This is a genomic window from Pseudonocardia acidicola, from assembly GCF_012911935.1.
Lineage (GTDB): Bacteria > Actinomycetota > Actinomycetes > Mycobacteriales > Pseudonocardiaceae > Pseudonocardia > Pseudonocardia acidicola.
The window spans coordinates 24,423-50,873 of the sequence record NZ_JAAXLA010000049.1 but is presented as its reverse complement, the minus strand read 5'-3'; the positions used below and the strand labels follow the sequence as shown (position 1 = coordinate 50,873).

At 74.6% G+C, this 26,451-nt stretch carries 27 protein-coding genes and 1 rRNA gene; 26 read left to right on the top strand and 2 right to left on the bottom strand.

All coding sequences use genetic code 11. The features are described 5' to 3' along the window. Window positions 1–117 (top strand): 5S ribosomal RNA (rrf, locus tag HF526_RS23015). 168 nt (window positions 118–285) lie between these two features. Here rrf and HF526_RS23010 read toward each other — a convergent pair. Then, window positions 286–1,896, bottom strand: a complete 1,611-nt coding sequence (locus tag HF526_RS23010) for a hypothetical protein (protein ID WP_239029030.1) — start codon at window positions 1,894–1,896, stop codon at window positions 286–288. On the opposite strand from HF526_RS23010, the gene HF526_RS35630 reads away from it, so the two are divergent. From HF526_RS35630 to HF526_RS22895, 23 genes are all read left to right on the top strand, one after another. Further along, complete coding sequence (locus HF526_RS35630; protein ID WP_239029029.1) at window positions 1,858–2,919, top strand: tetratricopeptide repeat protein; 1,062 nt, start codon at window positions 1,858–1,860, stop codon at window positions 2,917–2,919. The genes HF526_RS23010 and HF526_RS35630 overlap by 39 nt on opposite strands. After that, window positions 2,916–3,971 (top strand): HAD-IIA family hydrolase, encoded by a 1,056-nt coding sequence (locus HF526_RS23000; protein ID WP_169383627.1) that lies wholly within the window; start codon window positions 2,916–2,918, stop codon window positions 3,969–3,971. The genes HF526_RS35630 and HF526_RS23000 overlap by 4 nt, the downstream gene beginning before the upstream one ends. Window positions 3,972–3,992: 21 nt before the next feature. Then, window positions 3,993–4,241: a hypothetical protein gene (locus tag HF526_RS22995; protein ID WP_169383626.1), complete on the top strand. Its 249-nt coding sequence runs from the start codon at window positions 3,993–3,995 to the stop codon at window positions 4,239–4,241. Window positions 4,242–4,246: 5 nt separating this feature from the next. After that, entirely contained in the window at window positions 4,247–5,050 is an 804-nt protein-coding gene (locus HF526_RS22990) for a TlyA family rRNA (cytidine-2'-O)-methyltransferase (RefSeq protein WP_169383637.1), read from the top strand. A 10-nt stretch (window positions 5,051–5,060) separates the two neighbouring features. After that, a complete protein-coding gene (locus HF526_RS22985) occupies window positions 5,061–6,023 on the top strand; it encodes an NAD kinase (protein ID WP_169383625.1) in 963 nt (320 codons plus the stop codon). A 52-nt stretch (window positions 6,024–6,075) separates the two neighbouring features. Then, a complete protein-coding gene (recN, locus tag HF526_RS22980) occupies window positions 6,076–7,905 on the top strand; it encodes a DNA repair protein RecN (RefSeq protein WP_169383624.1) in 1,830 nt (609 codons plus the stop codon). A gap of 158 nt (window positions 7,906–8,063) precedes the next feature. Further along, window positions 8,064–9,248 (top strand): putative cytokinetic ring protein SteA, encoded by a 1,185-nt coding sequence (steA, locus tag HF526_RS22975; RefSeq protein WP_169383623.1) that lies wholly within the window; start codon window positions 8,064–8,066, stop codon window positions 9,246–9,248. Further along, window positions 9,245–10,171, top strand: coding sequence for a copper transporter (locus HF526_RS22970; RefSeq protein ID WP_169383622.1), 927 nt, complete (start codon window positions 9,245–9,247; stop codon window positions 10,169–10,171). Before steA ends, HF526_RS22970 begins: the two co-directional genes overlap by 4 nt. 134 nt (window positions 10,172–10,305) lie before the next feature. Then, window positions 10,306–12,078 carry a CTP synthase gene (locus tag HF526_RS22965; protein ID WP_169383621.1) on the top strand — a complete coding sequence of 591 codons (1,773 nt, stop codon included), beginning with the start codon at window positions 10,306–10,308 and terminating at the stop codon, window positions 12,076–12,078. Then, window positions 12,075–12,701: an NUDIX domain-containing protein gene (locus HF526_RS22960; protein WP_338051676.1), complete on the top strand. Its 627-nt coding sequence runs from the start codon at window positions 12,075–12,077 to the stop codon at window positions 12,699–12,701. Before HF526_RS22965 ends, HF526_RS22960 begins: the two co-directional genes overlap by 4 nt. A gap of 69 nt (window positions 12,702–12,770) precedes the next feature. Beyond that, window positions 12,771–13,757 carry an LLM class F420-dependent oxidoreductase gene (locus HF526_RS22955; protein ID WP_169383635.1) on the top strand — a complete coding sequence of 329 codons (987 nt, stop codon included), beginning with the start codon at window positions 12,771–12,773 and terminating at the stop codon, window positions 13,755–13,757. Between the two features lie 62 nt (window positions 13,758–13,819). After that, window positions 13,820–14,761 (top strand): site-specific tyrosine recombinase XerD, encoded by a 942-nt coding sequence (xerD, locus tag HF526_RS22950; protein ID WP_169383620.1) that lies wholly within the window; start codon window positions 13,820–13,822, stop codon window positions 14,759–14,761. A gap of 57 nt (window positions 14,762–14,818) precedes the next feature. After that, entirely contained in the window at window positions 14,819–15,595 is a 777-nt protein-coding gene (locus HF526_RS22945; RefSeq protein ID WP_169383619.1) for a DUF4097 family beta strand repeat-containing protein, read from the top strand. A 204-nt stretch (window positions 15,596–15,799) separates the two neighbouring features. Further along, window positions 15,800–16,705: a ParA family protein gene (locus tag HF526_RS22940; RefSeq protein WP_169383618.1), complete on the top strand. Its 906-nt coding sequence runs from the start codon at window positions 15,800–15,802 to the stop codon at window positions 16,703–16,705. A 2-nt stretch (window positions 16,706–16,707) separates the two neighbouring features. Beyond that, window positions 16,708–17,559, top strand: a complete 852-nt coding sequence (locus HF526_RS22935; protein WP_211177665.1) for a segregation and condensation protein A — start codon at window positions 16,708–16,710, stop codon at window positions 17,557–17,559. A 14-nt stretch (window positions 17,560–17,573) separates the two neighbouring features. Then, window positions 17,574–18,212: an SMC-Scp complex subunit ScpB gene (gene scpB, locus HF526_RS22930; RefSeq protein WP_338051674.1), complete on the top strand. Its 639-nt coding sequence runs from the start codon at window positions 17,574–17,576 to the stop codon at window positions 18,210–18,212. Next, window positions 18,212–18,964 carry a pseudouridine synthase gene (locus tag HF526_RS22925; protein WP_169383615.1) on the top strand — a complete coding sequence of 251 codons (753 nt, stop codon included), beginning with the start codon at window positions 18,212–18,214 and terminating at the stop codon, window positions 18,962–18,964. Before scpB ends, HF526_RS22925 begins: the two co-directional genes overlap by 1 nt. Before the next feature lie 26 nt (window positions 18,965–18,990). Next, window positions 18,991–19,278 carry a chorismate mutase gene (locus tag HF526_RS22920; RefSeq protein WP_169383614.1) on the top strand — a complete coding sequence of 96 codons (288 nt, stop codon included), beginning with the start codon at window positions 18,991–18,993 and terminating at the stop codon, window positions 19,276–19,278. A 181-nt stretch (window positions 19,279–19,459) separates the two neighbouring features. Next, window positions 19,460–20,137, top strand: coding sequence for a (d)CMP kinase (cmk, locus tag HF526_RS22915; protein ID WP_169383634.1), 678 nt, complete (start codon window positions 19,460–19,462; stop codon window positions 20,135–20,137). Further along, a complete protein-coding gene (locus HF526_RS22910; protein ID WP_338051672.1) occupies window positions 20,134–20,787 on the top strand; it encodes a lysophospholipid acyltransferase family protein in 654 nt (217 codons plus the stop codon). The genes cmk and HF526_RS22910 overlap by 4 nt, the downstream gene beginning before the upstream one ends. A gap of 59 nt (window positions 20,788–20,846) precedes the next feature. After that, window positions 20,847–22,241, top strand: a complete 1,395-nt coding sequence (der, locus tag HF526_RS22905; protein WP_476705401.1) for a ribosome biogenesis GTPase Der — start codon at window positions 20,847–20,849, stop codon at window positions 22,239–22,241. A 72-nt stretch (window positions 22,242–22,313) separates the two neighbouring features. Beyond that, window positions 22,314–22,979 carry a response regulator gene (locus tag HF526_RS22900; RefSeq protein WP_169383613.1) on the top strand — a complete coding sequence of 222 codons (666 nt, stop codon included), beginning with the start codon at window positions 22,314–22,316 and terminating at the stop codon, window positions 22,977–22,979. Beyond that, window positions 22,976–24,172 (top strand): sensor histidine kinase, encoded by a 1,197-nt coding sequence (locus HF526_RS22895; RefSeq protein ID WP_169383612.1) that lies wholly within the window; start codon window positions 22,976–22,978, stop codon window positions 24,170–24,172. The genes HF526_RS22900 and HF526_RS22895 overlap by 4 nt, the downstream gene beginning before the upstream one ends. Before the next feature lie 32 nt (window positions 24,173–24,204). On the opposite strand, the gene HF526_RS35625 is transcribed toward HF526_RS22895, so the two are convergent. Beyond that, window positions 24,205–24,663 (bottom strand): MarR family winged helix-turn-helix transcriptional regulator, encoded by a 459-nt coding sequence (locus HF526_RS35625; protein ID WP_211177663.1) that lies wholly within the window; start codon window positions 24,661–24,663, stop codon window positions 24,205–24,207. Window positions 24,664–24,828: 165 nt separating this feature from the next. Between HF526_RS35625 and HF526_RS22885 the strand changes: the two genes are divergently transcribed. Together HF526_RS22885 and fmdA are read left to right on the top strand one after the other, a co-directional pair. Next, window positions 24,829–25,170: an FmdB family zinc ribbon protein gene (locus HF526_RS22885; protein WP_338051671.1), complete on the top strand. Its 342-nt coding sequence runs from the start codon at window positions 24,829–24,831 to the stop codon at window positions 25,168–25,170. A gap of 31 nt (window positions 25,171–25,201) precedes the next feature. Continuing rightward, window positions 25,202–26,449, top strand: coding sequence for a formamidase (fmdA, locus tag HF526_RS22880; protein WP_169383611.1), 1,248 nt, complete (start codon window positions 25,202–25,204; stop codon window positions 26,447–26,449). Window positions 26,450–26,451 lie beyond the last annotated feature (2 nt).

The following is a 26,451-nucleotide window of genomic DNA, read 5'->3' as shown; positions in this document are numbered from 1 at the left end:
GTCGGTGGTCATGGCGGAGGGGAAACGCCCGGTCCCATCCCGAACCCGGAAGCTAAGCCCTCCAGCGCCGATGGTACTGCACTCGCCAGGGTGTGGGAGAGTAGGTCGCCGCCGACATCAAACCCGACAAATCATCAGTGGGCCCCTGCCGCAGGCAGGGGCCCACTTTTGTATTCTAGAGATATGAGTATCGCGGATGGTTCCGGCGATAACCGTCCGCGACGCGACGAGCGCGACGGTTCCCGGGATCGCAACGACCGGTCCCCCCGCTCCGACAGCCGGCGGTCAGACCGCCGGGACGAGGGCGGACGGCAGAACGACCGACGCGGCTTGCCCGCTCGGGGTGAGCGACGTGGCGACAGCGGACGTTCGGGCGGTTTCGACCGGCGGGGCGGGACACCGGGACGAGACCGGTCGTCTGGCGCCCGGGTCGGTAGTGGCTGGAGTGGTCGCGGCGAGGAGCGCGCGGATCGCGGCGACTCGCGCCCCGATCGGCACCGCGGCGAGGGAGGGTTCCGGCGCGGAACCGACACCGGTGGCTCCGGGCGCAGCGGTGGCGCCGGGGCTCGCGGTCGCTGGCAGGGCGACCAGGCACGTGGTGGCCGGCGCCAGGAGGGCCAGTGGCGCGACGGGTCCGCGCGCGGTGATGACGCCTCCGCCGGCCGTCGGGGCGACGACCGCCGTGATGACGACCGGCGGTCCTACCGACGCAGCGACGAGTCCGGCGGGCAGGACCGCGGCCGGTGGTCCGGCGGCGGCTCGCAGCGGGGCGACGCCCGTGGTGATCGTGACCGTGGCGACGCCGGCGCGCGCGGCGGGTGGGGCAACCGGTCCCAGGACGACGGCCGCCGCGGCGGTGGCCGGCACGGCGCGGACGAGCGGCGCGGTAGCGGATGGCGCGGCGATGACCGCCGCGGCGGTGACCGTCGTTCCGACGACGCCCGCCCGCGACGCGACCGGGAGCAGGGACGGGACCAGGCCCGCGGTGGCGACTCCGGCCGGCCGGATCGGGGCTTCCGTTCCGACGACCGACCGCGGGGTGAGGGCGGTTCGGGCCCGCGGCCGTACGGCGCCGCGCCGCGGCGGCGTGCGGAGGGCCGAGGAGGATCCGACGAGCGCGGCGCGCGGAGCGATCGGGACTCCGCCCAGCGACGTGACAACCGCGACGACCGTGGGGGTCAGCGCGCGTTCCGTCGCGACGACCGTGGCGGGAGCAAGCCGGCGTACCAGCGCGACGAGCGCGGCGGTGAGCGTTCCCCCCGCAGGGATGAGCAGAGCGGAGATCGGCCGTCCTCCCGGCGTGACGACCGCGGCGCAGACCGCGCCGCGTTCCGCAGCGGAGACCGCCGCGACGACCGCAGCGGAGACCGCCGCGACGACCGCGGCGGAGACCGCCGCGACGACCGCGGCGGAGACCGCCGCGACGACCGCGGCGGAGACCGCGCTGCATTCCGCCGTGACGACCGTGGCGGGAACCGTTCCGGCTTCCGTGACGACCGGGGCGCAGACCGCGCGGGTTCCCGCGATGACCGTGGCGCAGACCGCTCCGGCTTCCGCGATGACCGCGCAGGACCGCGTCGCGAGCAGCGTTCCGGGGGCGACCGTCGTGGTCAGGACCGGGCCGGTGCGCGTCCCGAGCGCGGGACGTCCGCCGGTGGTTCCGGCCAGCAGCGGTGGAACCGCGAGGAGAGCCGTCCGCGGCGGGTCCCGGAGCGGGCGGAGAGCACCTTCGTGCCCGAGCCGCCGCTGACCGACGACATCGCCGCCGCCGGCCTCGACGCCGAGGTCCGCCGCGACCTGCGAGGCCTGCAGAAGGACACCGCGGACAGTGTCGCCCGGCACCTCGTCGCGGCGGGCATGCTCCTCGACGAGGACCCGGAACTCGCGCTGCAGCACGCCCGGTACGCCCGCCGTCGCGCGTCGCGGATCGCTGTGGTCCGGGAGGCCGCCGGTATCGCCGCGTACCACGCGGGCGAGTGGTCCGAGGCCCTCGGTGAGCTGCGCGCCGCCCGGCGGATGGGTGGTGGACCCGGCCACATCGCCGTGATGGCCGACATCGAGCGGGCACTCGGCCGCCCCGAGCGGGCCCTCGAGCTCGCCCGTGGCCCCGAGGTCGCGGAGCTCGGACCGGCCGAGCAGATCGAGCTCGCGATCGTGTCCGCCGGTGCGCGCCGGGATCTCGGTGAGCTCGACGCAGCGGTCGTCGGGCTGCAGATCTCGGCGCTGGACCCGCGCCGTCGCGATCCGTGGAGCGCGCGGCTGTTCTACGCCTACGCCGACAACCTGCTGGCCGCCGGGCGCGAGTCCGATGCGCTGCAGTGGTTCGTGCACGCGGCCGACGCCGATGCCGACGCCGAGACCGACGCCGCCGTGCGGATCGCCGAGCTGACCGGCGAGCCGCTCCCGGAGGAGGACGTGATCTTCGGCGAGGACGAGGTGCCGGACGAGCCTGCCGCACCGGCTGACGAGGCGACCAATGCCGCAGCCGACGTCGAGGAGGACGCCGACGCTGCCGAGGCCGGCGCGACCGGCGACTCGGCCGCCGAGGAGGGGGCCGACGCCGACGTCGAAGACGCCGACGTGACCGACGACTCGGATGCCGGGGCGGACGCCCTCGAGGACGGGGCCGGGGCCGAGAACGCCGACGCGACCGCGGACTCGGACGCCGGGGCCGAGACGGACACCCTCGCCGTCGGCGCCGAGGCGGAGAACGCCGACGCGCAGAGTGACACGGACGCCGAGGAGGACGAGGAAGACTCCGAAGGCCGTGCCGCCGCCGGCGCCGACCCCGGCGCAGGCGGTGCGCAGACCTCCGGGAACGCCGCTGAGGCCGAGCCCGCCGACACCCCGGCGCCGGACAGCACCGCATCCCGGCCGGGCGGGGACGCCCCTTCCGCGAAGGACGGCAGCGACTCGTGAGCGATCTGCTCGATGCCCACGATGTCCTGCTGGCCGACCTGGACGGCACCTTGTACCGCGGCCGGGGCGCGGTGCCGGGGGCGGTGGACGCGGTGACCGGCGCCGCCCGGCGCGGCACCCGCACCGTCTACGTCACCAACAACGCGTCGCGACGCCCGGTCGACGTGGCCGGGCACCTGGCGGAGTTGGGCTTCCCGGCCACCGAGCAGGACGTGATGACCAGCTCGCAGGCCGCGGCGGCGATGCTCGCCGAGCAGTTGCCGGTCGGCTCGCCGGTGCTGGTCGTGGGCACCGAAGCGCTCGCCGAAGAGGTCATCGGCGTCGGTCTGACCGTCACTACGGACCCTGACGGGGCCGTCGCTGTCGTCCAGGGGCACTCGCCGGACACCGGGTGGCGCGCGCTCGCCGACGCGACGGTCGCGGTGCGCGCGGGCGCGGTCTGGGTGGCCTGCAACATCGACCCCACGCTGCCCACCGAGCGCGGCCCGCTGCCCGGCAACGGCTCGATGGTCGCCGTGGTGCGCACGGCGTCGGGCCGGGAACCGCAGGTTGCCGGCAAGCCGGCGCCGCGGCTGCTGCGGGATGCGCTGCGGCGCAGCGGCGCCCGCAGCGGGCTGGTCGTCGGTGACCGGCTGGACACCGACATCGAGGGCGGCAACGCCGTCGACCTGCCCACGCTGCTGGTCTTCACCGGGGTCTCCGGCCCGGCCGAGGTGCTCGCCGCGCCGCCCGCGCTGCGCCCGACGTATCTGGCCGCCGACCTGGCCGCGCTCACCCGGCCCGCCGCCGAGCTCGCGCCCGCGGCCCGGCCCGGCTGGCAGGCCCAGCCCGGCGACGACGGCACGCTGGTCCTGTCCGGCGACGGCGCGGGCTCGCCCGAGCCTGCACTCGACGCGCTGCGGGCGTTGGCGGCCGTGCACTGGGCCGGCAAGGGCGGCGAGGTGCGGGTCCAGCCCGACGGCCCGGCCGCCGAGCGGGCGGTCAACGAGCTGGGCCTGCCGACCGGAGCGGACGCCGGCACCGGTGGCTCGACTACCGTGGCGAGTGCCTGACATCCGACTGGGAGCCCACTGATGACCGTCCCGCCGCAGCACCGACCGCGGCCACCGCACGACGCACCGCGTCCTGGCGACCCCCGGCCGGCCGCCGCCCGTCCGCTGGAGGCCGTGCAGGCCGCCGTCGGGGCCGCGATGGCCGGGCTCGACGCGCTCGAGGGCCGCCCCGCGGCCGAGCACGTGCCGGCCTTCGAGCGCGTGCACGCCGCGCTGGGCGAGGCACTCGCCGCCGGTGCTCCCACCGATCAGGCCACCGGCCGGGCGTGAGGGCGGTGGTCACCCGGGCCCGCCTCGACGCCGAGCTGGTCCGCCGGGGTCTGGCCCGGTCCCGCCAGCAGGCGGCCGAGCTGATCGAGCAGGGCCGGGTCCTGGTGCGCGGCGTGCCCGCGGGCAAGCCGGCGACGCAGATCGACCGGGACACCCCGGTCGTCGTCAAGCAGACCGACGAGCCGGAATGGGCGTCCCGCGGCGCGAAGAAGCTGATCGGGGCCCTCGACGCGTTCGACGTCGGCGTGCAGGGGGCGCGCTGCCTCGACGCCGGCGCCTCCACCGGCGGCTTCACCGACGTGCTGCTCAGCCGCGGTGCGGCGGAGGTCGTCGCCGTCGACGTCGGGTACGGCCAGCTGATCTGGCGGCTGCGCAGCGACGAGCGGGTCCGGGTGCACGATCGCACCAACGTCCGCTCACTGACCCCCGAGGCCATCGAGGGTCTCGCCGCGGTCACCGTCGCGGACCTGTCGTTCATCTCGCTGCGCACCGTGCTGCCGGCGCTGGCCGCGTGCACGGCCTCCGGCGGCATCCTGCTGCCGATGGTGAAACCGCAGTTCGAGGTCGGCCGGGAACGGCTCGGCGCCGGCGGGGTCGTGCGCGACCCGCAGCTGCGGCTGTCCGCGCTGACCGGGGTCGCGGCGGCCGCGCGCGAGCTGGGCCTGACCGTGCGCGGGGCGGTGGCCAGCCCACTGCCCGGGCCGTCGGGCAACGTCGAGTACTTCCTGCTGCTCGTCCGCGGCGACTCCGGAGGCCCGGACGTCGGGGACGCGGTGCTGGCCCAGGCCGTCGCGGAGGGTCCTCAGTGAGGGCGGCGCGGTGAGGGAGGCGTTGCTCGTGCTGCACGCCGGCCGTGAGACCAACCGGCGGACGGCGGCCGCGGTCGCCAAGCGCCTGGCCGCGGAGGGGATCCGGCTGCGGATGCTCGCCTCGGAGCTGGCCGAGGTCGGCACCGACCTGCCGGCCGGGCTCGAGCCGGTGCCCGTGGAGGACCGCCCGGGATCGGCGAAGGGCGTCGAGGTGGTGCTCGTCCTCGGTGGCGACGGCACGTTCCTGCGGGCCGCCGCGCTGGCCCGGCCCTGCCGGGTGCCGCTGCTGGGGGTGAACCTCGGCCGGGTCGGCTTCCTCGCCGAGGCCGAGCAGGAGTCGCTCGACGAGGCCCTGGACGCGATCGTCGCGCGCAACTACGCCGTCGAGGAACGCATGACGATCGACGCCGTCGTCCGCTCCAACGGGCACGTCCTCGGACGTACCTGGGCGCTCAACGAGGTGGTGGTCGAGAAGAGCACCCGCGAGCGGATCCTCGAGGTGGTGCTCGAGATCGACGGGCGGCCGGTGTCGAGCTTCGGGTGCGACGGCGTCATCTGTTCCACCCCGACCGGCTCGACCGCGTACGCGTTCTCCGCGGGCGGCCCGGTGGTGTGGCCGGAGGTGGAGGCGCTGCTGGTCGTGCCGAGCAACGCGCACGCGTTGTTCGCGCGGCCGATGATGATCTCCCCCGACAGCGAGGTGGCGATCGAGGTGGACCCGACCGGGCCGCCTGCGGTGCTCGACGCCGACGGCCGGCGCACCATCGTGCTGCCGCCCGGTGCGCGGGTGGAGCTGTTCCGGGGCCACCTGCCGGTGCGCATGGTGCGGCTGCACGCTCATCCGTTCGCCGACCGGCTGGTGCGCAAGTTCGACCTGCCGGTGCGCGGCTGGCGCGGTGCCCCGAGCCATCCCGAGGACGCCGCGGACTGGGAGGACATCGACCACGGCGCCGACCGGGACCCGCGGACCTGATCCGGCGATGTCGGGAACCGGAACGTCGGGGCGGCGCCGTACGCTGCGCCCCATGCTGGCCGAGATGCGGATCCAGGGCCTCGGCGTGATCGATGACGCGACCCTCGAGCTCGACCCGGGCCTGACCGTCCTCACCGGGGAGACCGGCGCGGGCAAGACGATGGTGGTCACCGGGCTGTCCCTGCTCGGGGGCGGCCGGGCCGAGGCGTCGCGGGTCGCCGAGGGCGCCCGCCGCGCGGTCGTCGAGGGCCGGTTCACCGCGGGGGAGCAGGCGCTCGTGCTGGCCGAGGAGGTCGGCGCCGAGCCCGACGACGACGGCACGCTGATCGCGGTGCGCACGGTGTCCGCCGACGGGCGGTCCCGCGCGCACCTGGGCGGGCGGTCGGTGCCGGTCGGAGTGCTGGGCCGGCTGTCCGAGGCCAGCCTGGCCGTGCACGGGCAGAACGACCAGCTGCGGCTGCTGCGGCCCGCCGACCAGCGGGCGTTGCTGGACCGCTACGCCGGCGACGCGGTCGGGAAGCCGCTCGCGGCGTACCGCGAGGTCCGGGCCGAATGGCAGCGGGTGTCCGCCGAGCTGGTCGAGCGCCGTGACGGGGCCCGGCGGCTGGCCCAGGAGGCCGACATGCTGCGCCACGGGCTCACCGAGATCGAGGCGGTCGACCCGCAGCCGGGCGAGGACCGCGAGCTCGTCGAACAGGCCCGCCGGCTCGCCGCCGCGGACGACCTGCGCGAGGCCGCGAGCGCGGCGCGGGCAGCACTGGCCGGGGCCGACGACGCCGCCTCGATGACCGACGCCGGGGGCCTGGGCGCACTGGGGCTGATCGGGGAGGCGCGGCACCGGCTCGCCGCCGCAGGCGACCCCGAGCTCGCCGCGCTCGATCCGCGGCTGGGCGAGGCGCTGGCTGTGCTCGACGACGTCGCCGGCGAGCTGTCCGGCTACCTCGACCGGCTCGACGCCGACCCGGAGCGGCTCGCCGTCGTGCTGTCCCGGCAGGCCGAGCTGAAGGCGCTGACCCGCAAGTACGCCGCCGACACCGACGGGGTGCTGGCGTGGGCCGAGCAGGCCCGGGAACGGCTCGAGCACCTCGACACCTCCGACGAGGCGCTCGCGGCGCTGGCGGCCCGGCGGAACGAGCTCGCCGGCGAGCTGGCCGGGCATGCCGCTGCGGTGACCGCCGCCCGCGCCGAGGCCGCGACCCGGCTGGCCGCCGAGACCACCGCCGAGCTCTCCGGCCTGGCCATGCGCGACGCGACGCTGCAGGTCGGGGTCTCACCGCGGGCGGCCACCGGTCCGGACGCCGCCGACGCGGTGCTCGTCGACGGCGTCGCGCTCGTCGCGGGCGCCGACGGGGTGGACGAGGTGGAGCTGCGGCTCGTCCCGCACGCCGGATCGAGCCCGCAGCCGCTGCACAAGGGCGCCTCCGGCGGTGAGCTGTCCCGGGTGATGCTGGCTCTGGAGGTCGCGCTGGCCGGCGCCGACCCGGTCCCGACGATGGTGTTCGACGAGGTCGACGCCGGGGTCGGCGGCCGGGCAGCGGTCGAGATCGGGCGCAGGCTGGCCCGGCTCGCCGCGCGTCACCAGGTCATCGTCGTGACCCACCTGCCGCAGGTCGCGGCGTACGCCGACCGGCACCTGGTGGTGCACAAGGCAGGCGAGGGCGGCGTCACCCGCAGCCGGGTCCGGACCCTCGCGGAGAGCGACCGGATCGTCGAGCTGGCCCGGATGCTGGCCGGGCTCGACGACACCGACACCGGGCGGGCGCATGCCGAGGAGCTGCTCGCGTCCGCGCGGGCGCACCGGGAGGCCGACCGTGCAGGCGCGGGGACCGGTGCCGCGGCCACATCCCGGCGCCGACCGCGGAAAGCTTCCGCGAAGGCGTAGCCGCGACTCCACCCGTTCGGGCGCCCCTTGCTCACCCCCCGTTCGTGAGAACCCGGGGGTGTGTGCGCCCGTCGACGGGTAGCCGACCTCGGTGACTGTGTGATCACTGTCCGGCGTGCCTTCCTCGCAACATGCGTCCCAGGTGTCACAGTGCGTGCATGAAGCTCTCCGGCCTGCTTCACCGTTCGCGACCGGAGCTACCCGGGCTCACCGGGGTGGCCCGGGTCGACCGCCGCACCGACGCACTCCTACGCCGGCTGCGCCCCGGCGACATCGTGGTGCTCGACCAGATCGACCTGGACCGGGCCACGGCCGACGCGCTCATCGCGGCGCAGGTCGCGGCCGTGGTCAACGCGTCGCCGTCGATCTCCGGGCGGTTCCCGAACCTCGGCCCGGAGGCCCTGGTCGACGCCGGCATCACGCTGGTGGACGACGCCGGGCCCGAGGTCGTGCACGCAGTCAAGGACGGCAGCCGGGTCCGGCTGCACGAGGGCGTCCTGTACGCCGGCGAGACGGTGGTCGGCGGGGGCGTGGTGCAGACGGCCGACTCGGTGGCCGACGCGCTGGTGGAGGCCAAGTCCGGGCTGACCCACCAGCTCGAGGCCTTCGCCGCGAACACCATCGAGTTCATGCGCCGCGAGCGGGCGCTGCTGCTGGACGGCGTCGGGGTCCCCGAGGTCGACCTCGACCTGGCCAACCGGCAGGTCCTCGTCGCCGGGGCCGGGTTCGACCACGCCGCCGAGTTGGCCCGGCTCAAGAGCTACATCAAGGAGTATCAGCCGGTGCTGATCGGTGTCGGCGCCGGCGCGGACGCGCTGATGGCGGCCGGGCACAAGCCCCACCTGATCGTCGGCGACCCGGCCGAGGTCTCCACCGAAGCGCTGACCAGCGGTGCGGACGTCGTCGTGCCCGCGTTCGCCGACGGGCACGCGCCCGGACTGCACCGGGTGCAGGACCTCGGGGCCGGCGCGGTGACGTTCCCCAGCTCGGCCAACCCGGAGGACCTCGCGCTGCTGCTGGCCCAGCACCGCGGCGCCGCGTTGATCGTCACGGTCGGGCTCACGGCGAGCATGGCCGAGTTCCTCGACCGTGGTCGCTCCGGCAGCAACGCCTCGACGTTCCTGACCCGGCTGCAGCTGGGCGGCACCCTGGTCGACGGCCGGGTGATCGCGGCGCTGTACCGCAGCCGCATCTCGTTCGGCGCGATCGCGCTGATGATCGGCGCCGCGCTCGTCGCGGTGGTGGCCGCGCTGCTCGTCTCCGACGCCGGGGACGCGGTGCTGGCGTGGTTGTCCCAGGGCTGGCACGGAATCGTCGATCAGATCAGGGGCCGGTCCGCGTGATCTCTCTGCGTTACCACGCGGTGTCGATCACCGCGGTGTTCCTGGCGCTCGCGATCGGGGTGTTCCTCGGGGCCAGCGGGCTGTCCGACCGGTTGCTCTCCGCGGTGTCCGCGCAGCGTGACAGCCTCAGCACCCAGGTCGACAAACTGACCACGGAGCGCGACAACCTGGCCGCCGCCCAGCGCGCGGCCGACGAGTTCGCCGCTCGTGTCGGCCCCGCCGCGGTGCGTGGGCTGCTGCCCGGCCAGACCGTCACGCTCGTCACCGTCGACGCCGACCAGGCCGACCGGGACGCCGTCGTCGGGCTCCTCGGGAAGGCCGGGGCCACGGTGACCGGACAGCTCGCCCTCACCGACGCCGTCGCCGACCCGGCCCGGGCCGACCAGCTCCGCGAGTTGACCTCGCAACTGCTGCCCAGCGGGGCACAGCTGCCCGCCGCCTCCGACACCGGCAGCCTCGTCGGCGGCTTGCTCGGCGCGGTGCTGCTGAACCGTGGGGGGCAGCCGCAGACCAGCCCGGACCAGGCGCAGGCGGTGCTGTCCGGGCTCACCGGCGCCGGGTTCGTCACCCCCGGCGACGCGCCGCGGCCCGCGAATCTCGTCGTCGTGCTGACCGGCGGCGCGCTGACCGGGGTCGACGCGGGCGACGCCGCCGCGGTGACCGCGCGGATGGCCACCCAGCTGGACCGGTCCGGGGCGGGTGCGGTGCTCGCCGGGCGCACCGGGTCGGCCGACGCCACCGGTGCGGTCGGGGTCGCGCGCGCCGACCGGGGTGCGACGGCCGGCCTGTCGACCGTGGACGACGTCGACACCGGCTCCGGGCGGGTGGCCACCGTGCTCGCGCTGCGCGAGGAACTGGACGGCCGCGCCGGGCGGTACGGCTCGGCGACGAGCGCGGACAGCGGGGCGGCCCCGGCGGCGTGAGGCCGCTCGGCCGCCGGGCGGTGCGGCTTTCGCCGCACCGTGCGCAGCACGAGCCACAATCGCCCCAGGGGGACGGCCGGCACACGGGGGGGTCAGCCGCGCCGGCGGTTGATCGGCGGGTACCCTGGAGACCCGTGCAGCCACGCGCGACCCGTCATCTGTTCGTCACCGGCGGGGTAGCGTCCTCGCTGGGTAAAGGCCTCACGGCGTCCAGCCTGGGCCAGTTGCTGACCTCCCGGGGCCTCCGGGTGATCATGCAGAAGCTGGACCCGTACCTGAACGTCGACCCCGGGACGATGAACCCCTTCCAGCACGGCGAGGTCTTCGTGACCGAGGACGGGGCCGAGACGGACCTCGACATCGGTCACTACGAGCGCTTCCTCGACCGCAACCTGCACGGCCGGGCCAACGTCACCACCGGCCAGGTGTACTCGTCGGTGATCGCCAAGGAGCGCCGCGGCGAGTACCTCGGCGACACCGTGCAGGTCATCCCGCACATCACCAACGAGATCAAGGACCGCATCCTCGCGATGGCGGAGCCCGACGACGACGGGGTCATCCCGGACGTGGTGATCACCGAGGTCGGCGGGACCGTCGGCGACATCGAGTCGCTGCCGTTCCTCGAGGCCGTCCGCCAGGTCCGCCACGACGTCGGCCGGGACAACTGCTTCTTCCTGCACGTCTCGCTGGTGCCGTTCCTGGCGCCGTCGGGAGAGCTGAAGACCAAGCCGACGCAGCACTCCGTCGCGGCGCTGCGCAACATCGGTATCCAGCCCGACGCGCTGGTGCTGCGCGCGGACCGGGATATCCCCGACGGCATGAAGCGCAAGATCAGCCTGATGTGCGACGTCGAGCTGGACGGCGTGGCCGCGGCACCGGACGCGCCGTCGATCTACGACATTCCGCGGGTGCTGCACCGGGAGGGCCTCGACGCCTACGTGGTGCGCCGGCTCGGCCTGCCGTTCCGCGACGTCGACTGGACGGTGTGGGGCGACCTGCTCGACCGCGTGCACCACCCGGACGAGGCGGCCCGGATCGCCCTGGTCGGCAAGTACGTCGACCTGCCCGACGCGTACCTGTCGGTGACCGAGGCACTGCGCGCGGGCGGGTTCGCGCACCGGACCCGGGTGGAGATCGTCTGGGTGCCCTCCGACGAGTGCGAGACCCCGGCCGGCGCCGCCGCGGCTCTGGAGGGCGTCGACGGCGTGCTCATCCCGGGCGGGTTCGGCATCCGCGGCATCGAGGGCAAGCTCGGCGCGATCCAGTACGCCCGCACCCACGGCATCCCGACGCTCGGGCTGTGCCTGGGCCTGCAGTGCATGGTCATCGAGGCCGCGCGGAACCTGGCCGGGCTGCAGGACGCCAGCTCCACCGAGTTCGACCCGCGGACGCCGCACCCGGTGATCTCCACGATGGCCGAGCAGGTCGACGTCGTCGCGGGGGAGCGGGACATGGGCGGCACCATGCGGCTCGGTGCCTACCCCGCGGTCCTCGGTGAGGGCACCGTGGTGGCCGGTGCGTACGGCACCCGGGAGGTGTCCGAGCGGCACCGGCACCGCTACGAGGTGAACAACGCCTACCGCGGCCGGCTGAGCAAGGCCGGGCTGGTGTTCGGGGGGACGTCGCCGGACGGGAAGCTCGTCGAGTTCGTCGAGCTGCCTGCCGACGTGCACCCGTTCTTCGTCGGCACCCAGGCGCATCCGGAGCTGAAGAGCCGGCCGACCCGGCCGCACCCGCTGTTCGCCGCGTTCGTGCAGGCCGCGCTGAAGTACCGGGCCGCCGACCGGCTGCCGGTCGAGCTGCCGGGCCGGGACCGGGCGGCGCTGCCGGCACCGTCGGCGAGCGGGGCGGACACCCCGGCCAAGGCGGACGAGGCCGCGGACGCGGTGAGCACGGTGGGGTCGTGACGGCCTCGGGCCACACCTTCCCGGTGGTCGACTCGCGCGACATCTACACCGGACGGGTCCTGGCGCTGCGCGCGGACGAGGTCGAGATGCCCGGCGGCCGCGCCGCCACCCGGGAGATCCTGGAGCACCCGGGGGCCGTCGCGATCGCCGCGGTCGGCGCGGACGACCGGATCATGCTGATCCACCAGTACCGGCACGCGGTCCGGCGGCGGTTGTGGGAGATGCCGGCCGGGCTGCTGGACGTGGCGGGGGAGGACCCGGTCGAGACGGCCAAGCGCGAGCTGGTCGAGGAGGCCGGCCTCGCCGCGAGCGACTGGTCGGTGCTGCTCGACCTGGTGCCTTCGCCCGGGTTCTCCGAGGAGTCGGTGCGGGTCTACCTGGCCCGCGGGCTCACCGAGGTCGGCCGCCCGGCGCCCGCCGACAACGAGGAGGCGGACCTGGAGCGGCGCTGGGTGTCGCTGCCGGACGCGGTGCGGATGGCCTTCGACGGGACGATCGTGAACGCGACCACCGTGGCCGGTGTGCTGGCCGTGCACGCCGTCGCCGACGGGGCCGCGGACCCGCGTCCGCTCGACGCCGAGTGGCCGGACCGACCCACCCGCTTCGCGGCCCGCAACCACTGAGCGCCCGCCACTCCCCTGGGGGACCGGCCCGCTCCGGACCGCCGGACTAGGCTTCGGATCATGGCTGGTTTGCGATGTGGACTGTTCGTTCCCCAGGGCTGGCGGCTCGACCTGGTCGGCATCGAGCCGTCCGCCCACTGGGACACCATGCTGGGGATCGCCCGGCACGCCGAAGCCGGGCCGTGGGAGTCGATCTGGGTTTACGACCACTTCCACACCGTGCCCGCGCCGACCGACGAGGCCACCCACGAGGCGTGGACGCTGATGGCCGCGTTCGCCGCCGCCACCGATCGGGTGCGCCTCGGCCAGATGTGCACCTGCATGGCCTACCGCAACCCCGCCTACCTGGCGAAGGTGGCCGCGACCACGGACCTCATCTCCGGTGGCCGCGTCGAAATGGGTATCGGCGCCGGCTGGTACGAGCAGGAGTGGCGCGCCTACGGCTACGGGTTCCCGCCGGCCCGGGACCGCCTCGGGATGCTCGACGAGGGCGTGCAGATCTTCAAGCAGGCCTGGGAGACCGGGCACGCGACGCTGGACGGCAAGTACTACCAGGTCAGCGACGCGATCGTGCAGCCGCGACCGCTGCAGGACGGCGGGATCCCGCTGTGGATCGCCGGCAGCGGTGAGAAGGTCACCCTGCGCATCGCGGCGAAGTACGCGCGGTACACCAACTTCGACGGCACACCCGAGGGCTTCCGGCGCAAGTCGCAGATCCTGGCCGAGCACTGCCGGGCCGTCGGCACCGACTTCGACGCGATCGTCCGCTCGGCCAACTACAACGTGGCCATCGGGGCCACCGAGGCCGAGGTGGAGGAGCGGCTGCAGGCGCTGAAGGCCCGGCTGGAGCCGATCGTCGGAACGGAGAAGGCCGAGGCCTCGCTGAGCGGGTTCCGCGGGATGCCGGCCTGCGGCACCCCGGAGCAGATCGTGACCAACCTGACCAAGCTCCGCGAGGACGGGCTGGGCTACGGGATCTTCTACTTCCCGGAGGCCGCCTACGACCGCTCCGGGATCGAGCTGTTCGAGCGCGAGGTCGTCCCCGCGCTCGCCTGAGGACCGCAGGTCCCCGGCGGGTCGCGCGCGCCTTCGCGGCCGCGCGACCCCCGTCGGGCACGATGATCGCCGTGACCGGCGCGGACGTGGCAGTGGGCGGGGTGGCCGCCGTCGTCGAGGCGTACCTCGCGCACCTGACCGTCGAGCGGGGCAGCTCGGCGAACACGCTGCGTTCCTACGCGAACGACCTGCGTCGCTACCTGGAGCATCTGCACGACCGTGGCCTGGGGGAGCTGGCCGCGGTCGGTGAGGCCGATGTCAGCGGGTTCGTCGCGGCAATGCGCACCGGCCCCACCCCGCTCGCCGCCTCGTCGACGGCCCGGGCACTGGCCGCCGTGCGCGGGTTGCACCGTTTCGCCCTGCGCGAAGGACTGGTCGCCATCGACGTGGCCCGCGCCGTCGCACCGCCCGCGCTGCCCAAGCGGCTGCCCAAGGCGCTACCGGTGGACCAGGTGGAGCAGTTGCTCGCCGGCTGCATCGGTGACGGCCCGGCGCCGCTGCGCGACCGCGCGCTGCTCGAGCTGCTCTACTCCACCGGCGCCCGCATCTCCGAGGCGGTCGGCATCGACCTCGACGACCTCGACGTCGCCGAGCGCACCGTGCTGCTGCGCGGCAAGGGCGGCAAGGAGCGGATCGTGCCGGTCGGGCGTCCGGCGCTGGCCGCGGTGGAGGCCTACCGGGTGCGCGCCCGCCCGGAGCTGGCCGCCCGCGGCCGCGGCACCGCCGCGTTGCTGCTCAACGCCCGCGGGGCCCGGTTGTCGCGGCAGAGCGCCTGGCACGCGTTGCGCGGGGCGGCCGAGGTGGCCGGGGTGGACGCGGAGATCTCGCCGCACACGCTGCGGCACTGCTTCGCCACGCACCTGCTGGCCGGCGGCGCCGACGTCCGGGTGGTGCAGGAGCTTCTCGGGCACGCCTCGGTGACCACCACGCAGGTGTACACGCACGTCACGGTGGACGCGCTGCGTGAGGTGTACGCGCTGGCGCACCCCCGCGCCCGCGGCTGACGCGCGGCCGGCACCCGGTCGGGACCGTCCGAATCGTCCCGCTACGGTCTGGCCGCGATGAGATCAACGCAGCCGCCCCGTGCCCGGCACGTCGCCGCGGCTCCACTCGCGGCGCTGCTCGCCGTGCTGCTGGCCGGCTGCGCCGGCGTGCAGCTCAGCGGTAACACCGTCGGCACCGGGTCGGGCAGCTCGGTGGGCGTCGCGGGTGATCTGCAGACCGAGACCGGGCGGCAGAGCCACCCGGAGCAGATCACCCGGCTGGAGATCGACTCCGACAGCGGCGACGTCGTCGTGCGCCCCGGTGCCGGCCGCGGGGCCGTCGTGCAGCACACGCTGCGGTGGTCCGGGACGAAGCCCGAGCTGACCGAGGTCGTCCAGGACGGCGCGCTGCGCATCACCGCCCGCTGCCCGGACGGCGACGGCGACGGCGGCGACCGGTGCCAGGCCGACCTGACCGTCACGGTCCCGGCCGCGACCGCGGTGCGCACGCAGTTGGGCGCCGGGGGCATCACCGTCTCCGACCTGGCCGGCGATCAGGACCTCGGCTCGTCCGCCGGAACGGTGACGGCGTCCGGGTTGCGGGCGCCCACCGTGACCGCGCGGTCCCGGGCCGGCGCCGTCGAGCTGGAGTTCGCGGCGCCCCCGCAATCGGTCGACGCCGAATCGTCGGCCGGCGCGGTGCGGGTGTTCGTGCCCCGCGAGGGCCCGGTCTACCGCGTCCAGGCGACGACGAACGCCGGCAAGGTCGACGTGCAGGTGCCCGACGACCCCGGCGCCGGCCCGGGCATCACCGCGCGGAGCAGCGCCGGCAGCGTCACCGTCGGGTACCGCTGACGGCGGCGGGTGCGCGTCGGGTTGAACCGGTCGTCACCGGGTCCGGGACGTCCCCGGGTCCGGCAGGCCGGTGAGCACGCTCTACCGTAAGAGTTCAGTTCGACGCCACACGGCGGGGCGTGTTGCCGCTCGTCCGGGCTCCCTCCTACTCTGCGTGCCTGGATCGTCCCCGGCTGGGGCCGCCCACGAGAGACCGGAGCCCGCATGACTACGCCGCGGCCCTTCGACCCCCGATCGGAGCCGCTCATCGACGAGGCTGACGACGAGACGGATCGGTACAGCCATCTCGACATCGCGGGACGGCGTCGGCGCAGCGTGCCGGAGCCGGCCCCGCCGACCTCGCACGGTCCGGCCCGGGTCATCGCCGTGGCCAACCAGAAGGGCGGCGTCGGCAAGACCACCTCGACGATCAACCTCGGCGCCGCGCTCACCGAGTACGGCCGCCGCGTGCTGCTGGTCGACTTCGATCCGCAGGGCGCGTTGTCGGTCGGTCTCGGCGTGCAGCCGCACCATCTGGAGACCACGATCTACAACCTGCTCATGGAGCGGGGCGCCGAGACCGACGAGGTGATCCGGCCGACCAGCGTCGAGGGCATGGACCTGCTGCCCAGCAACATCGACCTGTCCGCGGCCGAGGTTCAGCTCGTCAGCGAGGTCGGCCGGGAGCAGGCGCTGGGCCGCGCCCTCAAGCGGGTCCTCGACCGCTACGACGTGGTCCTCGTCGACTGCCAGCCCTCGCTGGGGCTGCTCACGATCAACGCCCTGGCCTGCGCCGACGCCGTGCTCATCCCGCTGGCCTGCGAGTTCTTCAGCCTGCGCGGCGTCGCGCTGCTGATGGACACCATCGACAAGGTGCGCGAGCGGCTCAACCCCGACCTGGAGATCCTGGGGATCCTGGCCACCATGTTCGACCCCCGCACGCTGCACACCCGCGAGGTCCACCAGCGGGTCGTCGAGGCGTTCGGCGATCTGGTGTTCGACGCCGTCATCAACCGGACCATCCGGTTCCCCGAGACCACGGTCGCCGGGGAACCGATCACCACCTGGGCCCCGACGTCCAACGGTGCGGAGTCCTACCGGCTGCTGGCCCGTGAGGTCCTCGCCCGGTGACTCTGGTCGAGAACGACCCCCTCGTCCCGGCCGGTGCGGAGAACCCCTCCGGGGAGAACGGCGCCCGGCCGCGGTTCACCGTCCGGCTGGACAACTTCACCGGACCGTTCGACCTGCTGCTGCAGCTGATCGGCAAGCACGAACTCGACGTCACCGAGCTCGCGCTGCACCGCGTCACCGACGACTTCATCGCGCACCTCACCGCGCTCGGCGACGACGCAGACCTGGACGAGACCACCGAGTTCCTCGTCATCGCGGCGACCCTGCTCGACCTCAAGGCGGCCCGGCTGCTGCCCGACGCGGAGGTCGAGGATGCCGAGGACCTCGCCCTGCTGGAGGCCCGGGACCTGCTGTTCGCCCGGTTGCTGCAGTACCGCGCGTACAAGCAGGTCGCGGCGCTGTTCGTGGAGCTGGAGGCGACCGCACTGCGGCGGTTCCCGCGCTCGGTCGCGCTGGAGGACCGGTTCGCCGCGTTGCTGCCGGAGGTGCTGCTCGGGGTCGACCCGGGCAGCTTCGCGCAGTTGGCCGCGACCGTGTTCCGGCCCAAGCCGCCGCCCACCGTCGGGCTCGACCACCTGCACGGCCCCAAGGTGTCGGTGGCCGAGCACGCGGCGCTGCTGCGCGAGCGGCTCGCCGAGCTGGGGGAGGCGACGTTCGCGGAGCTGACCGCCGACTGTGTGGGGCCGTTGGAGGTCGTCGCCCGGTTCCTCGCCATCCTCGAGCTTTACCGGGAGCAGAGCATCTGGTTGGAGCAGCCGGAGCCGTTCGGCGAGCTGACAGTACGCTGGACCGGCGGGGCCGAGAACCTCGCCGACAGCCCGCCGGCGGATGCCGAACCCGATCACGACGAATGAGCGACCCCAGCACTGTGAGCACCCCCCGCACGACCGGCCCGGCCGTTGCGCCCGCACCCGCCGAGCCCGAGCCTGCCGAGATCACCGACGACCCGTCGGTGCTGCCCGCGCTGGCCACCGACAGCGAACTGGACGCCGCGCTGGAGGCGCTGCTGCTAGTGGTGGACGCGCCCACCGAGGAGCAGGCCCTGGCCGGTGCCCTGGACCAGCCCGTGGACCGGGTCCGCTCCGGCCTGCGCCGGTTGTCCGAGCGCTACACCGCTGCCGGGCGCGGGATCGACCTGCGCCGGGTCGGGGAGGGCTGGCGGTTCTACACTCGCGACACCTACGCCCCGTACGTCGAGCGGCTGCTGCTCGACGGCCAGCGCGCCCGGCTGACCCGCGCAGCGCTGGAGACCCTCGCCGTCGTCGCCTACCGGCAGCCCGTCACGCGGGCGCGGGTGTCCGCGGTGCGCGGGGTGAACTGCGACGGGGTCCTGCGTACTCTGCTGACCCGCGGGCTGGTCGAGGAGGCAGGGGTGGACGGCGCGACCCAAGGGACCCTGTTCAGAACCACCGAGCTGTTCCTGGAACGGCTGGGCCTGGCGTCGGTGGACGAGCTGCCACCGCTGGCCCCGCTCCTCCCGGACGTGGATGCGATCGACGAACTGTGATGAGTGTGAACAATCCTGAAACCCGCAACGACGGCGTCCGGCTGCAGAAGGTGCTGGCGCAGGCCGGGGTGGCGTCCCGCCGCGCCGCCGAGGACCTGATCGCGGCCGGGCGAGTGAGCGTGGACGGCAAGGTCGTCCGTGAGATGGGTCGCCGGGTCGACCCCGAGACCGCGGTCGTGCACGTCGACGGGTCCCGCATCGTGCTGCGCGAGGACCTGGTGCACCTGGCACTGAACAAGCCGAAGGGCATGCTGTCGACGATGTCCGACGACCGGGGCCGCCCCTGCGTCGGCGACCTGGTGGCCAACCGCACCGAGCGGCTGTTCCACGTCGGCAGGCTCGACGCCGACACCGAGGGCCTGCTGCTGCTCACCAACGACGGGGAGCTGGGACACCGCCTGATGCACCCGTCGTTCGAGGTGGAGAAGACCTACCTGGCCGAGGTGGCCGGCCAGCTTCCGCGGGACCTGGGCAGGCGGCTGCGCGCGGGGATCGAGCTCGAGGACGGTCCGGTCACCGTGCACTCGTTCCGGATGGTCGACTCGCACGCCGGCCGGTCGATCGTCGAGCTGGTGCTGCACGAGGGCCGCAAGCACGTCGTGCGCCGGCTGATGGACGAGGTCGGGCACCCGGTGCAGCGCCTGGTGCGCACCGCGATCGGGGAGGTCCGGCTCGGCGACCAGCGGCCGGGGCGGATCCGGCCGCTGAACCGGGCCGAGGTCGGCGCGCTGTACCGCACCGTCGGGCTCTAGGGCTCGAGCCGTCGGGGCTGCGCCTCATGGCGGTGCGTGCGGTGCGGGGCGCGATCCAGGTCGACGCCGATGACCGGCAGGAGATCCTGGAGCGGTCGGCGGAGCTGGTCACCGCGGAGTTCCCGGCGTACGCGGCGCGGCTGCTCGGGTTGACCGACGTGCCGCTGCTGTGCGCGACCGAGATCGCGGTACCGGGTGCGCTGCCGCGCACGCTGCGGCTGCTCGCGCACGTCGAGACGGATCGGCCGCGGGCGCAGATCCGGCACGTGTACCTGCGCGGCGCGGCCGCGCTGCGGACGGATGTGCCGCAGTAGCGCGGATCGCGCACGACCGCGCGCGCATGCCCCTGCCGGGGCGGCGTCGCGCACCCGGCACAATGGAAGCGGACCGCGACTGCCGCGGAGCACGGCCGGTGACGCGGCGCAATGGGCCGCGAGGCCCGGGGAAGGAGTCGGGTCGGTGGCCGAGCCGGGAACGTTGCGCGGGATCGTGGCGATGGACGGTCCGTCCGGGACGGGCAAGTCCACCGTCTCCCGGCGGCTCGCGACCACATTCGGTGCGGCCTACCTCGACACCGGCGCGATGTACCGCGCGGCGACGCTCGCCGTGCTGCGCGCCGGTCTCGACGAGAACAGCCCGGCCGACGAGGTGATCGCCGCCGCGGTGGGCGCCAAGGTCGGCTCGGGTACCGACCCGCAGGCCCCGGCGATCGAGCTGGACGGCGAGGACGTCGAATCGGAGATCCGTGGCGGCCCGGTGACCAAGCTGGTCAGCGCGGTGTCCGCATACGTGCCGGTGCGCGCGGCGCTGGTCGAGCGCCAGCAGGAGCTGATCGCCGACGCGCTGCGCGAGGGCCCGGGCGGGATCGTCGTCGAGGGCCGCGACATCGGCACCGTGGTCGCCCCGGACGCCGGGCTCAAGGTGTACCTGACCGCATCCGACGAGGTCCGGGCGGCGCGCCGGCACCGGCAGGACAGCAAGGCCGGCCGGGCCACCGACGACGCCACGACGCTCGCCGACGTCCGCCGCCGCGACCGGCTCGACTCGACGCGTGCGGTGTCGCCGCTGCACGCGGCGGCCGACGCGGTCGTCATCGACACCGACCATCTGAGTGTGCCCGGGGTGCTGGAGGAGCTGATCCGGCTGGTCACCGAGCGGGGGCTGGTCCGGTGAGCACGGCGATCCCCGCGGACCTGCCGCCGGGAGCGTCGCCCCGGCTGCACGACGTCGCCCGCTGGATCGGTACCTGGTGCTTCCGCCCGGTGCTGCGGGTCCGGGTGCACCATCGCGAGCGGATCCCGGCCACCGGACCGGTTGTGCTGGTCGCGAATCACAGCGCGCTCGTCGACGGGCCGCTGCTCTACGGACTTTTGGGGCGCCGCGCGGTGTTCCTGGTCAAGCAGGAGATGTTCACCGGGCCGCTCGGCTGGCTGCTGCCCCGCATCGGGCAGCTGGCCGTGCGCCGGGGTGAGCCGGACCGGCGTCCGCTGACCGCGGCGCTGGCGGTGCTGCGCGGCGGCGGCCTCGTCGGCGTGTTCCCCGAGGGCACCCGGGGCAGCGGGGACGTGGCCGCGGCGCAGCAGGGGGCGGCATGGCTGGCCCGGGCGTCCGGCGCGGCCGTGCTGCCGATCGTGTGCCGGGGGACCCGGCGCCCCGACGGAGCAGGCCGCCGCTTCCGGCCGCAGGTGGACGTGTGGGTCGGGGAGCCGCTGGCGCCCCCGGCCGGGAAGGGCCGGGCGGAGCTGGCCGCGGCCACCGAGACCATCCGGGCCGCGCTGGCCGGGCTGGTCATGGAACTTGATGACGTACGGAGCAGGACGTGAGTACAGACGACCGCGCCGCGATGGCCGAGCTGGGGATCGACCCCGCCGACTTCGTGGCCATGGACGACGGAGTCGACGGTGCCTCCGCCGACGGGACGGCGGGTCTGGGCGGTGATGAGACCGCCGGGCCGCCCGCCCCGGTGCTGGCCGTGGTCGGTCGACCCAACGTGGGCAAGTCGACGCTGGTCAACCGGCTCATCGGCCGGCGCGAGGCCGTCGTACAGGACGTTCCCGGGGTGACCCGGGACCGGGTGGCCTACGACGCGCTGTGGAACGGGCGCCAGTTCACCCTGGTCGACACCGGGGGCTGGGAGCCGGACGCGACCGGGCTGCAGGCCGCCGTGGCCGCGCAGGCCGAGATGGCGATGCAGACCGCGGACGCGGTGTTGCTGGTCGTCGACGCCAGCGTCGGCGCCACCACCACCGACGAGGCCGTCGCCCGGGTGCTGCGCCGCTCGGACCGGCCGGTGCTGCTGGCCGCGACGAAGGTCGACGACGACCGGCTGACCGCCGACACCGCCGCGCTGTGGCGGCTCGGGCTGGGGCAGCCGTACCCGGTGAGCGGGCTGCACGGCCGCGGCTCGGGTGACCTGCTCGACGCCGTGCTCGAGGCGTTGCCGGAGACCCCGCGGGAGACCTTCGGCGTCGCCGCGGGCGGCCCGCGCCGGGTCGCGCTGGTCGGCAAGCCGAACGTCGGCAAGTCGAGCCTGCTCAACCGGGTCTCCGGGGAGCTGCGCTCGGTGGTCCACGACGTCGCCGGTACGACGGTCGACCCGGTCGACTCGCTGGTCGAGCTCGACGGCGAGGTGTGGCGCTTCGTCGACACCGCGGGCCTGCGCAAGCGGGTGAAGACGGCCAGCGGCATGGAGTACTACGCCAGCCTGCGCACCCAGGCCGCGATCGAGGCGGCCGAGGTGGTCGTCGTGCTGATCGACGCCGCGGAGCCGATCGCCGAGCAGGACCAGCGCGTGATCACCATGGTCGAGGAGGCCGGCCGCGCCCTCGTCCTGGTGTTCAACAAGTGGGACCTCGTCGACGAGGACCGCCGGTTGGCCATGAAGCGTGAGCTGGAGCGGGACCTGGTTCGCGTGCGCTGGGCCGAGCGGGTGAACATCTCTGCGCTGACCGGGCGGTCCGTGCAGAAGATCGCTCCCGCGCTGCGCACCGCGCTGGAGTCGTGGGACAAGCGGATCCCGACGGGGCGGCTCAACGGCTGGTTGTCCGAGGTCATCGCGGCGACCCCGCCGCCGGTGCGCGGGGGCAAGCAGCCGAAGGTTCTCTTCGCCACCCAGGCGCAGACCCGCCCGCCGACCTTCGTGCTGTTCACGACCGGTTTCCTGGAGGCCGGATACCGCCGGTTCCTGGAGCGGCGGCTGCGCGAGGAGTTCGGCTTCACCGGCTCGCCGGTGCGGCTCTCGGTGCGGGTGCGGGAGAAGCGCCCCCGCAAGCGCTGACCCGGGGCCGGATCCGGCATCCGGGCCGCATCCGAACAGACGAGTCATCGCGCGGCCAGTAGGCTCACGCTCATGCGGCCGGAGGCGGGAGCGCACGGTCCTGCACCGGTGCGGGTGGTTCTGGCCGACGACGAGCCGCTGCTGCGGGCCGGACTGCGTACGGTGCTGGAGATCGGCGGGACGATCCGCGTCGTCGGCGAGGCCGGCGACGGCGACGCGCTGCTCGCGGCCGCCGACCGGCACCGCCCCGACGTGGTGCTCGCCGACGTGCAGATGCCCGGCACCGACGGGCTGACCGCGCTGCGCATCCTGTGCACCCGGCCGGACGCGCCCGCCACGGCGGTGCTGACCACGTTCGACCTCGACGACTACGTCGCGGAGGCGCTGCGCATCGGTGTGCAGGGGTTCCTGCTCAAGGACGCCGATCCCGAGGCGCTGGTCCGGGCGGTCCGCGACCTCGCCGCGGGTGGTGCGGTCCTGGACCCGCGGATCACCGCCCGGCTGCTGCCGCGGCTGGCGGCGTCGCCGCCGGCGCCGTCGCGCCCGCCGGACCTCACGCTGCGCGAGAGGCAGGTGCTCGAACTGCTCGCGGCCGGCGAGTCGAACGCCGCCATCGGGTGCCGGCTGGGCCTGGCCGAGGCGACGGTGAAGAAGTACGTCTCGGCCCTGTTGGTGAAGCTGGGGGCCCAGAACCGGGTCCAGGCCGCGCTGCTGGCACAGGGCTGGGGGACCGGATGATCGCCACACCGAGCATCCGCCGGGTGGGTCTGGAACTGCTGGCGGTGCTGCTGCCGGCGGCCGCGGTGCTGCTCAGCCACCCGCCGTACGGGTACTCGGTGCCGGCCGGCCTGGTGGCCTGCGCACTGCTGCCGTTGCGACGCCTGTGGGCGCCGCTCGGCGTGCTCGGGGTGCTGTGGGGGCTGACCGGGGGGCTGGGCCTGCCGGCGGGCCTCGTCGCGCTGTACACGCTTGGCCGGCGCGGCGAACGGCTGTCGCGCACGGTGCCGTGGCTGGTGCCGGCCGGACTCGCCGTGGTGTTGCCGGTGCTGATCCTGCAGCGGCTGCCGTTGCCGGATGCGATCCTCACCGTCGCGTTCGCCGTGCTCACGGTCGGTGGGCCGGCGGCGCTGGGGCTGCTGATCAGCACCCGGGAGCGGCTGACCGCGAGCCTGCGCGAGTTGGAGCAGGCCCGTGAGCAGACCGTGGCGGCCCGGGAGGCCGCGGCCCGGGCCGAGGAGCGGTCCCGGATCGGCCGCGAGATCCACGACGCGGTAGGCCACCATGCGACCCTGATCGCGGTCGGAGCCGCCGCGCTGGCCGCGTCGACCGGCGAGGAGCAGACCCGGGCGGGCGCCGAGCGGTTGCGCCTGCTGGCCAAGCAGGCGCTGGCCGAGATGCGCGCGGCCCTTGGGCTGCTGGGCGGCAGGCCCGATCAACCGGCCGGGGTGGCGGAGCTGCCCGGGCTGGTGGCCCGCTCGTGTTCGGCGGGGATGCAGGCCGACCTGGGGCACGACGGGGACCCTGCCGAGCTGCCGGCGGCCCTCGACCGGGCCGTCTACCGGGTCGTGCAGGAGTCACTCACCAACGCCGCGCGGCATGCGCCCGGTGCGCCGGTGCGGGTGGAACTGCATTGGCGCGACACCGCCCTGCGGGTGCGGGTGCACAACGGCCGGGTCCCCGCTTCCGGCGGTCGTCGGCGGGGGCCCGCCACGGAGGCGTTCGGAACCGGCGGGGCGGGGTTGGTCGGGCTGGCCGAGCGGGTCCGCGCGGCGGGGGGCGAGCTGGCCACCGGGCCCGGGCCGGACGGCGGGTTCGTGGTGCAGGCGCTGTTCCCGCTGCGCGGCATGCCCGGGAGGCGCGCGCCCGTCTGCGTGGCGGAGCCCTCACCGGCGCCGCACGGGTCGGCAGCGCCGGCCGGCCGCCCGCGCTGACCGCCGGCGCGTGACATGGTCGTCTGCGGCGCTCAGCCCAGCCGCTGAGCCAGCCTGCTGAGCAGGTCCAGCAGGTGCGCGGCGTCGTCGGCGCCGAGCTCGGCGGCGATCTCCTGCTCGACCTGGGCCACCTCCGAGGTCAGTCGCCTCCGCAGGTCGCGGCCGTGCTCGGAGAGGAACACGAGCACCCGGCGCCGGTCGGCGTCGTCGACCCGGCGGTAGACCAGCGCGGCGTCCACCAGCCGATCCACGATCTTCGTCAGGGTCGGGGCCGGGACCATCGCGTATCCGGCGATCTCGGTCATCGGGTGGCCCGCGCCGTCGGCGAGCAGCTCGAGCACCCGCCACTGCTCCAGCGTCGGCCCCCCGGACGCCGACCCGAGCGCGGCTTCGGTCCGGCGGGCGACGTGGTGCTCGACATGGTCGAGCAACCGGCCCAGCGCGGGCTGCGCGGTGCCGGACGAAGCGGCCGGCAGCGTCGGTGACGACACGTGCTCTCCCGGGTAGAGCCGAAGCGGAGGGTGACGAGATCCCTCTCATCGTAAACAGTGTCGTGCGGAAACGTACCGGCGCGTCGGCGCTGCCGTGACCGGCTCGCGGGACCCCGCGGCGGCCACCTCCTCCTTGACCGAACCTGTCGCTCAGAATAGTTTCGCGTGATAGTAATCACGCAGGGCTGTTCCTTCCGGGAGGTGCCCGTGCCCACCTACACCTACCGCTGCCCGAACTGCGGCAGCTTCGATCTCGTCCGCCCGATGGCTCAGGCGGATGCCCAGGCGAGGTGTCCGGACTGCGGCAGCGAGGGCCGCCGCGTGTACGGCGCACCGGCGCTGCGCGCCATGGAGGCGAAGCTGCGCCGGGCCTTGGACGCGGGGGAGCGCAGTGCCGATGCCCCCGAGGTGGTGACGTCGGTGCCGTCGCGGGCGGCGGACCGGCGACGGGGCCGGGCGACCCGCTACACGACCGACCCGCGGCACGCCCGGCTGCCGCGGCCCTAGTCTCGTCCGTTCTCAGCGTCGGAGGTTCCCCATGCCCGATGTCGTGTTCACCGTCGACCAGGCCAAGTCGATGCGCGACCAGGCGGTGCCCGGTCACAACCGCTGGCATCCCGACATCCCGCCGGCCGTCACCGTCCGGCCCGGCTCGTCGATCCGCGTCGAATGCCGGGAGTGGACCGACGGGCAGATCGGCAACAACGACTCGGCCAACGACGTCCGCGATGTCGAGCTCGACGGCGCGCACATGCTGTCCGGGCCGATCGCGATCGAGGGTGCCGAGCCCGGTGACCTGCTCGTCGTCGACATCCTCGATCTGGGTCCGGTTCCGCAGCAGGTGGGCGATGCGCCCGGCCAGGGCTGGGGCTACACCGGCATCTTCGCCAAGCACAACGGCGGCGGGTTCCTCACCGACCAGTACCCGGACGCGTACAAGGCGATCTGGGACTTCAGCGGGCAGAAGGCGACGTCGCGGCACATCCCCGGGGTCGGCTTCACCGGCATCACCCACCCGGGTCTGTTCGGCACGGCGCCGTCGCCGGAGCTGCTCGCGCGCTGGAATGCCCGGGAGCGGGCGCTGATCGCGACCGACCCGGACCGGGTGCCCCCGCTCGCACTGCCCCCGCTGGACGCCCAGGTGCTCGGCGGCACCGCGACCGGGGAGGCGCTCGCCGCGATCGGCCGCGACGGCGCGCGGACGATCCCGGCGCGGGAGAACGGCGGCAACCACGACATCAAGAACTTCACCCGGGGCTCGCGGGTGTTCTACCCCGTGCACGTGCCCGGGGCGCTGTTCTCCGGCGGCGACCTGCACTTCAGCCAGGGCGACGGCGAGATCACGTTCTGCGGCGCGATCGAGATGGGCGGCTTCATCGACTTCCACGTCGACCTGATCAAGGGCGGCATGGAGACGTACGGGGTCACGACCAACCCGATCCTGATGCCCGGCAACGTCGAGCCGCGGTACTCGGAGTTCCTCACGTTCATCGGGATCGGCGTCGACCACGAGACCGACACCCAGCTCTACAACGACGCCACCGTGGCCTACCGCAACGCGTGCCTGAACGCGATCGAGTACCTCAAGAAGTTCGGCTACTCCGGGGCGCAGGCCTACCTGCTGCTCGGGGCGGCGCCGATCGAGGGCCGCGTTTCCGGGGTGGTGGACATCCCGAACGCGTGCTGCTCGCTGTATCTGCCCACGGCCATCTTCGACTTCGACATCACACCGTCGGCGGCCGGCCCGGTGCATGCGGACCGGGGCAGTTGCGCGGTCTCGTCATGAGG

Bases quoted from the DNA above. Each gene is read 5' to 3' on its own strand.
- HF526_RS35630 (WP_239029029.1), top strand. From the start codon at position 1,858: ATGCTCCTCGACGAGGACCCGGAACTCGCGCTGCAGCACGCCCGGTAC.
- HF526_RS22995 (WP_169383626.1), top strand. From the start codon at position 3,993: ATGACCGTCCCGCCGCAGCACCGACCGCGGCCACCGCACGACGCACCG.
- recN (WP_169383624.1), top strand. From the start codon at position 6,076: ATGCTGGCCGAGATGCGGATCCAGGGCCTCGGCGTGATCGATGACGCG.
- steA (WP_169383623.1), top strand. From the start codon at position 8,064: ATGAAGCTCTCCGGCCTGCTTCACCGTTCGCGACCGGAGCTACCCGGG.
- xerD (WP_169383620.1), top strand. From the start codon at position 13,820: ATGATCGCCGTGACCGGCGCGGACGTGGCAGTGGGCGGGGTGGCCGCC.
- HF526_RS22945 (WP_169383619.1), top strand. From the start codon at position 14,819: ATGAGATCAACGCAGCCGCCCCGTGCCCGGCACGTCGCCGCGGCTCCA.
- HF526_RS22940 (WP_169383618.1), top strand. From the start codon at position 15,800: ATGACTACGCCGCGGCCCTTCGACCCCCGATCGGAGCCGCTCATCGAC.
- HF526_RS22925 (WP_169383615.1), top strand. From the start codon at position 18,212: ATGAGTGTGAACAATCCTGAAACCCGCAACGACGGCGTCCGGCTGCAG.
- HF526_RS22920 (WP_169383614.1), top strand. From the start codon at position 18,991: ATGGCGGTGCGTGCGGTGCGGGGCGCGATCCAGGTCGACGCCGATGAC.
- cmk (WP_169383634.1), top strand. From the start codon at position 19,460: ATGGACGGTCCGTCCGGGACGGGCAAGTCCACCGTCTCCCGGCGGCTC.
- der (WP_476705401.1), top strand. From the start codon at position 20,847: ATGGACGACGGAGTCGACGGTGCCTCCGCCGACGGGACGGCGGGTCTG.
- HF526_RS22900 (WP_169383613.1), top strand. From the start codon at position 22,314: ATGCGGCCGGAGGCGGGAGCGCACGGTCCTGCACCGGTGCGGGTGGTT.
- HF526_RS22895 (WP_169383612.1), top strand. From the start codon at position 22,976: ATGATCGCCACACCGAGCATCCGCCGGGTGGGTCTGGAACTGCTGGCG.
- fmdA (WP_169383611.1), top strand. From the start codon at position 25,202: ATGCCCGATGTCGTGTTCACCGTCGACCAGGCCAAGTCGATGCGCGAC.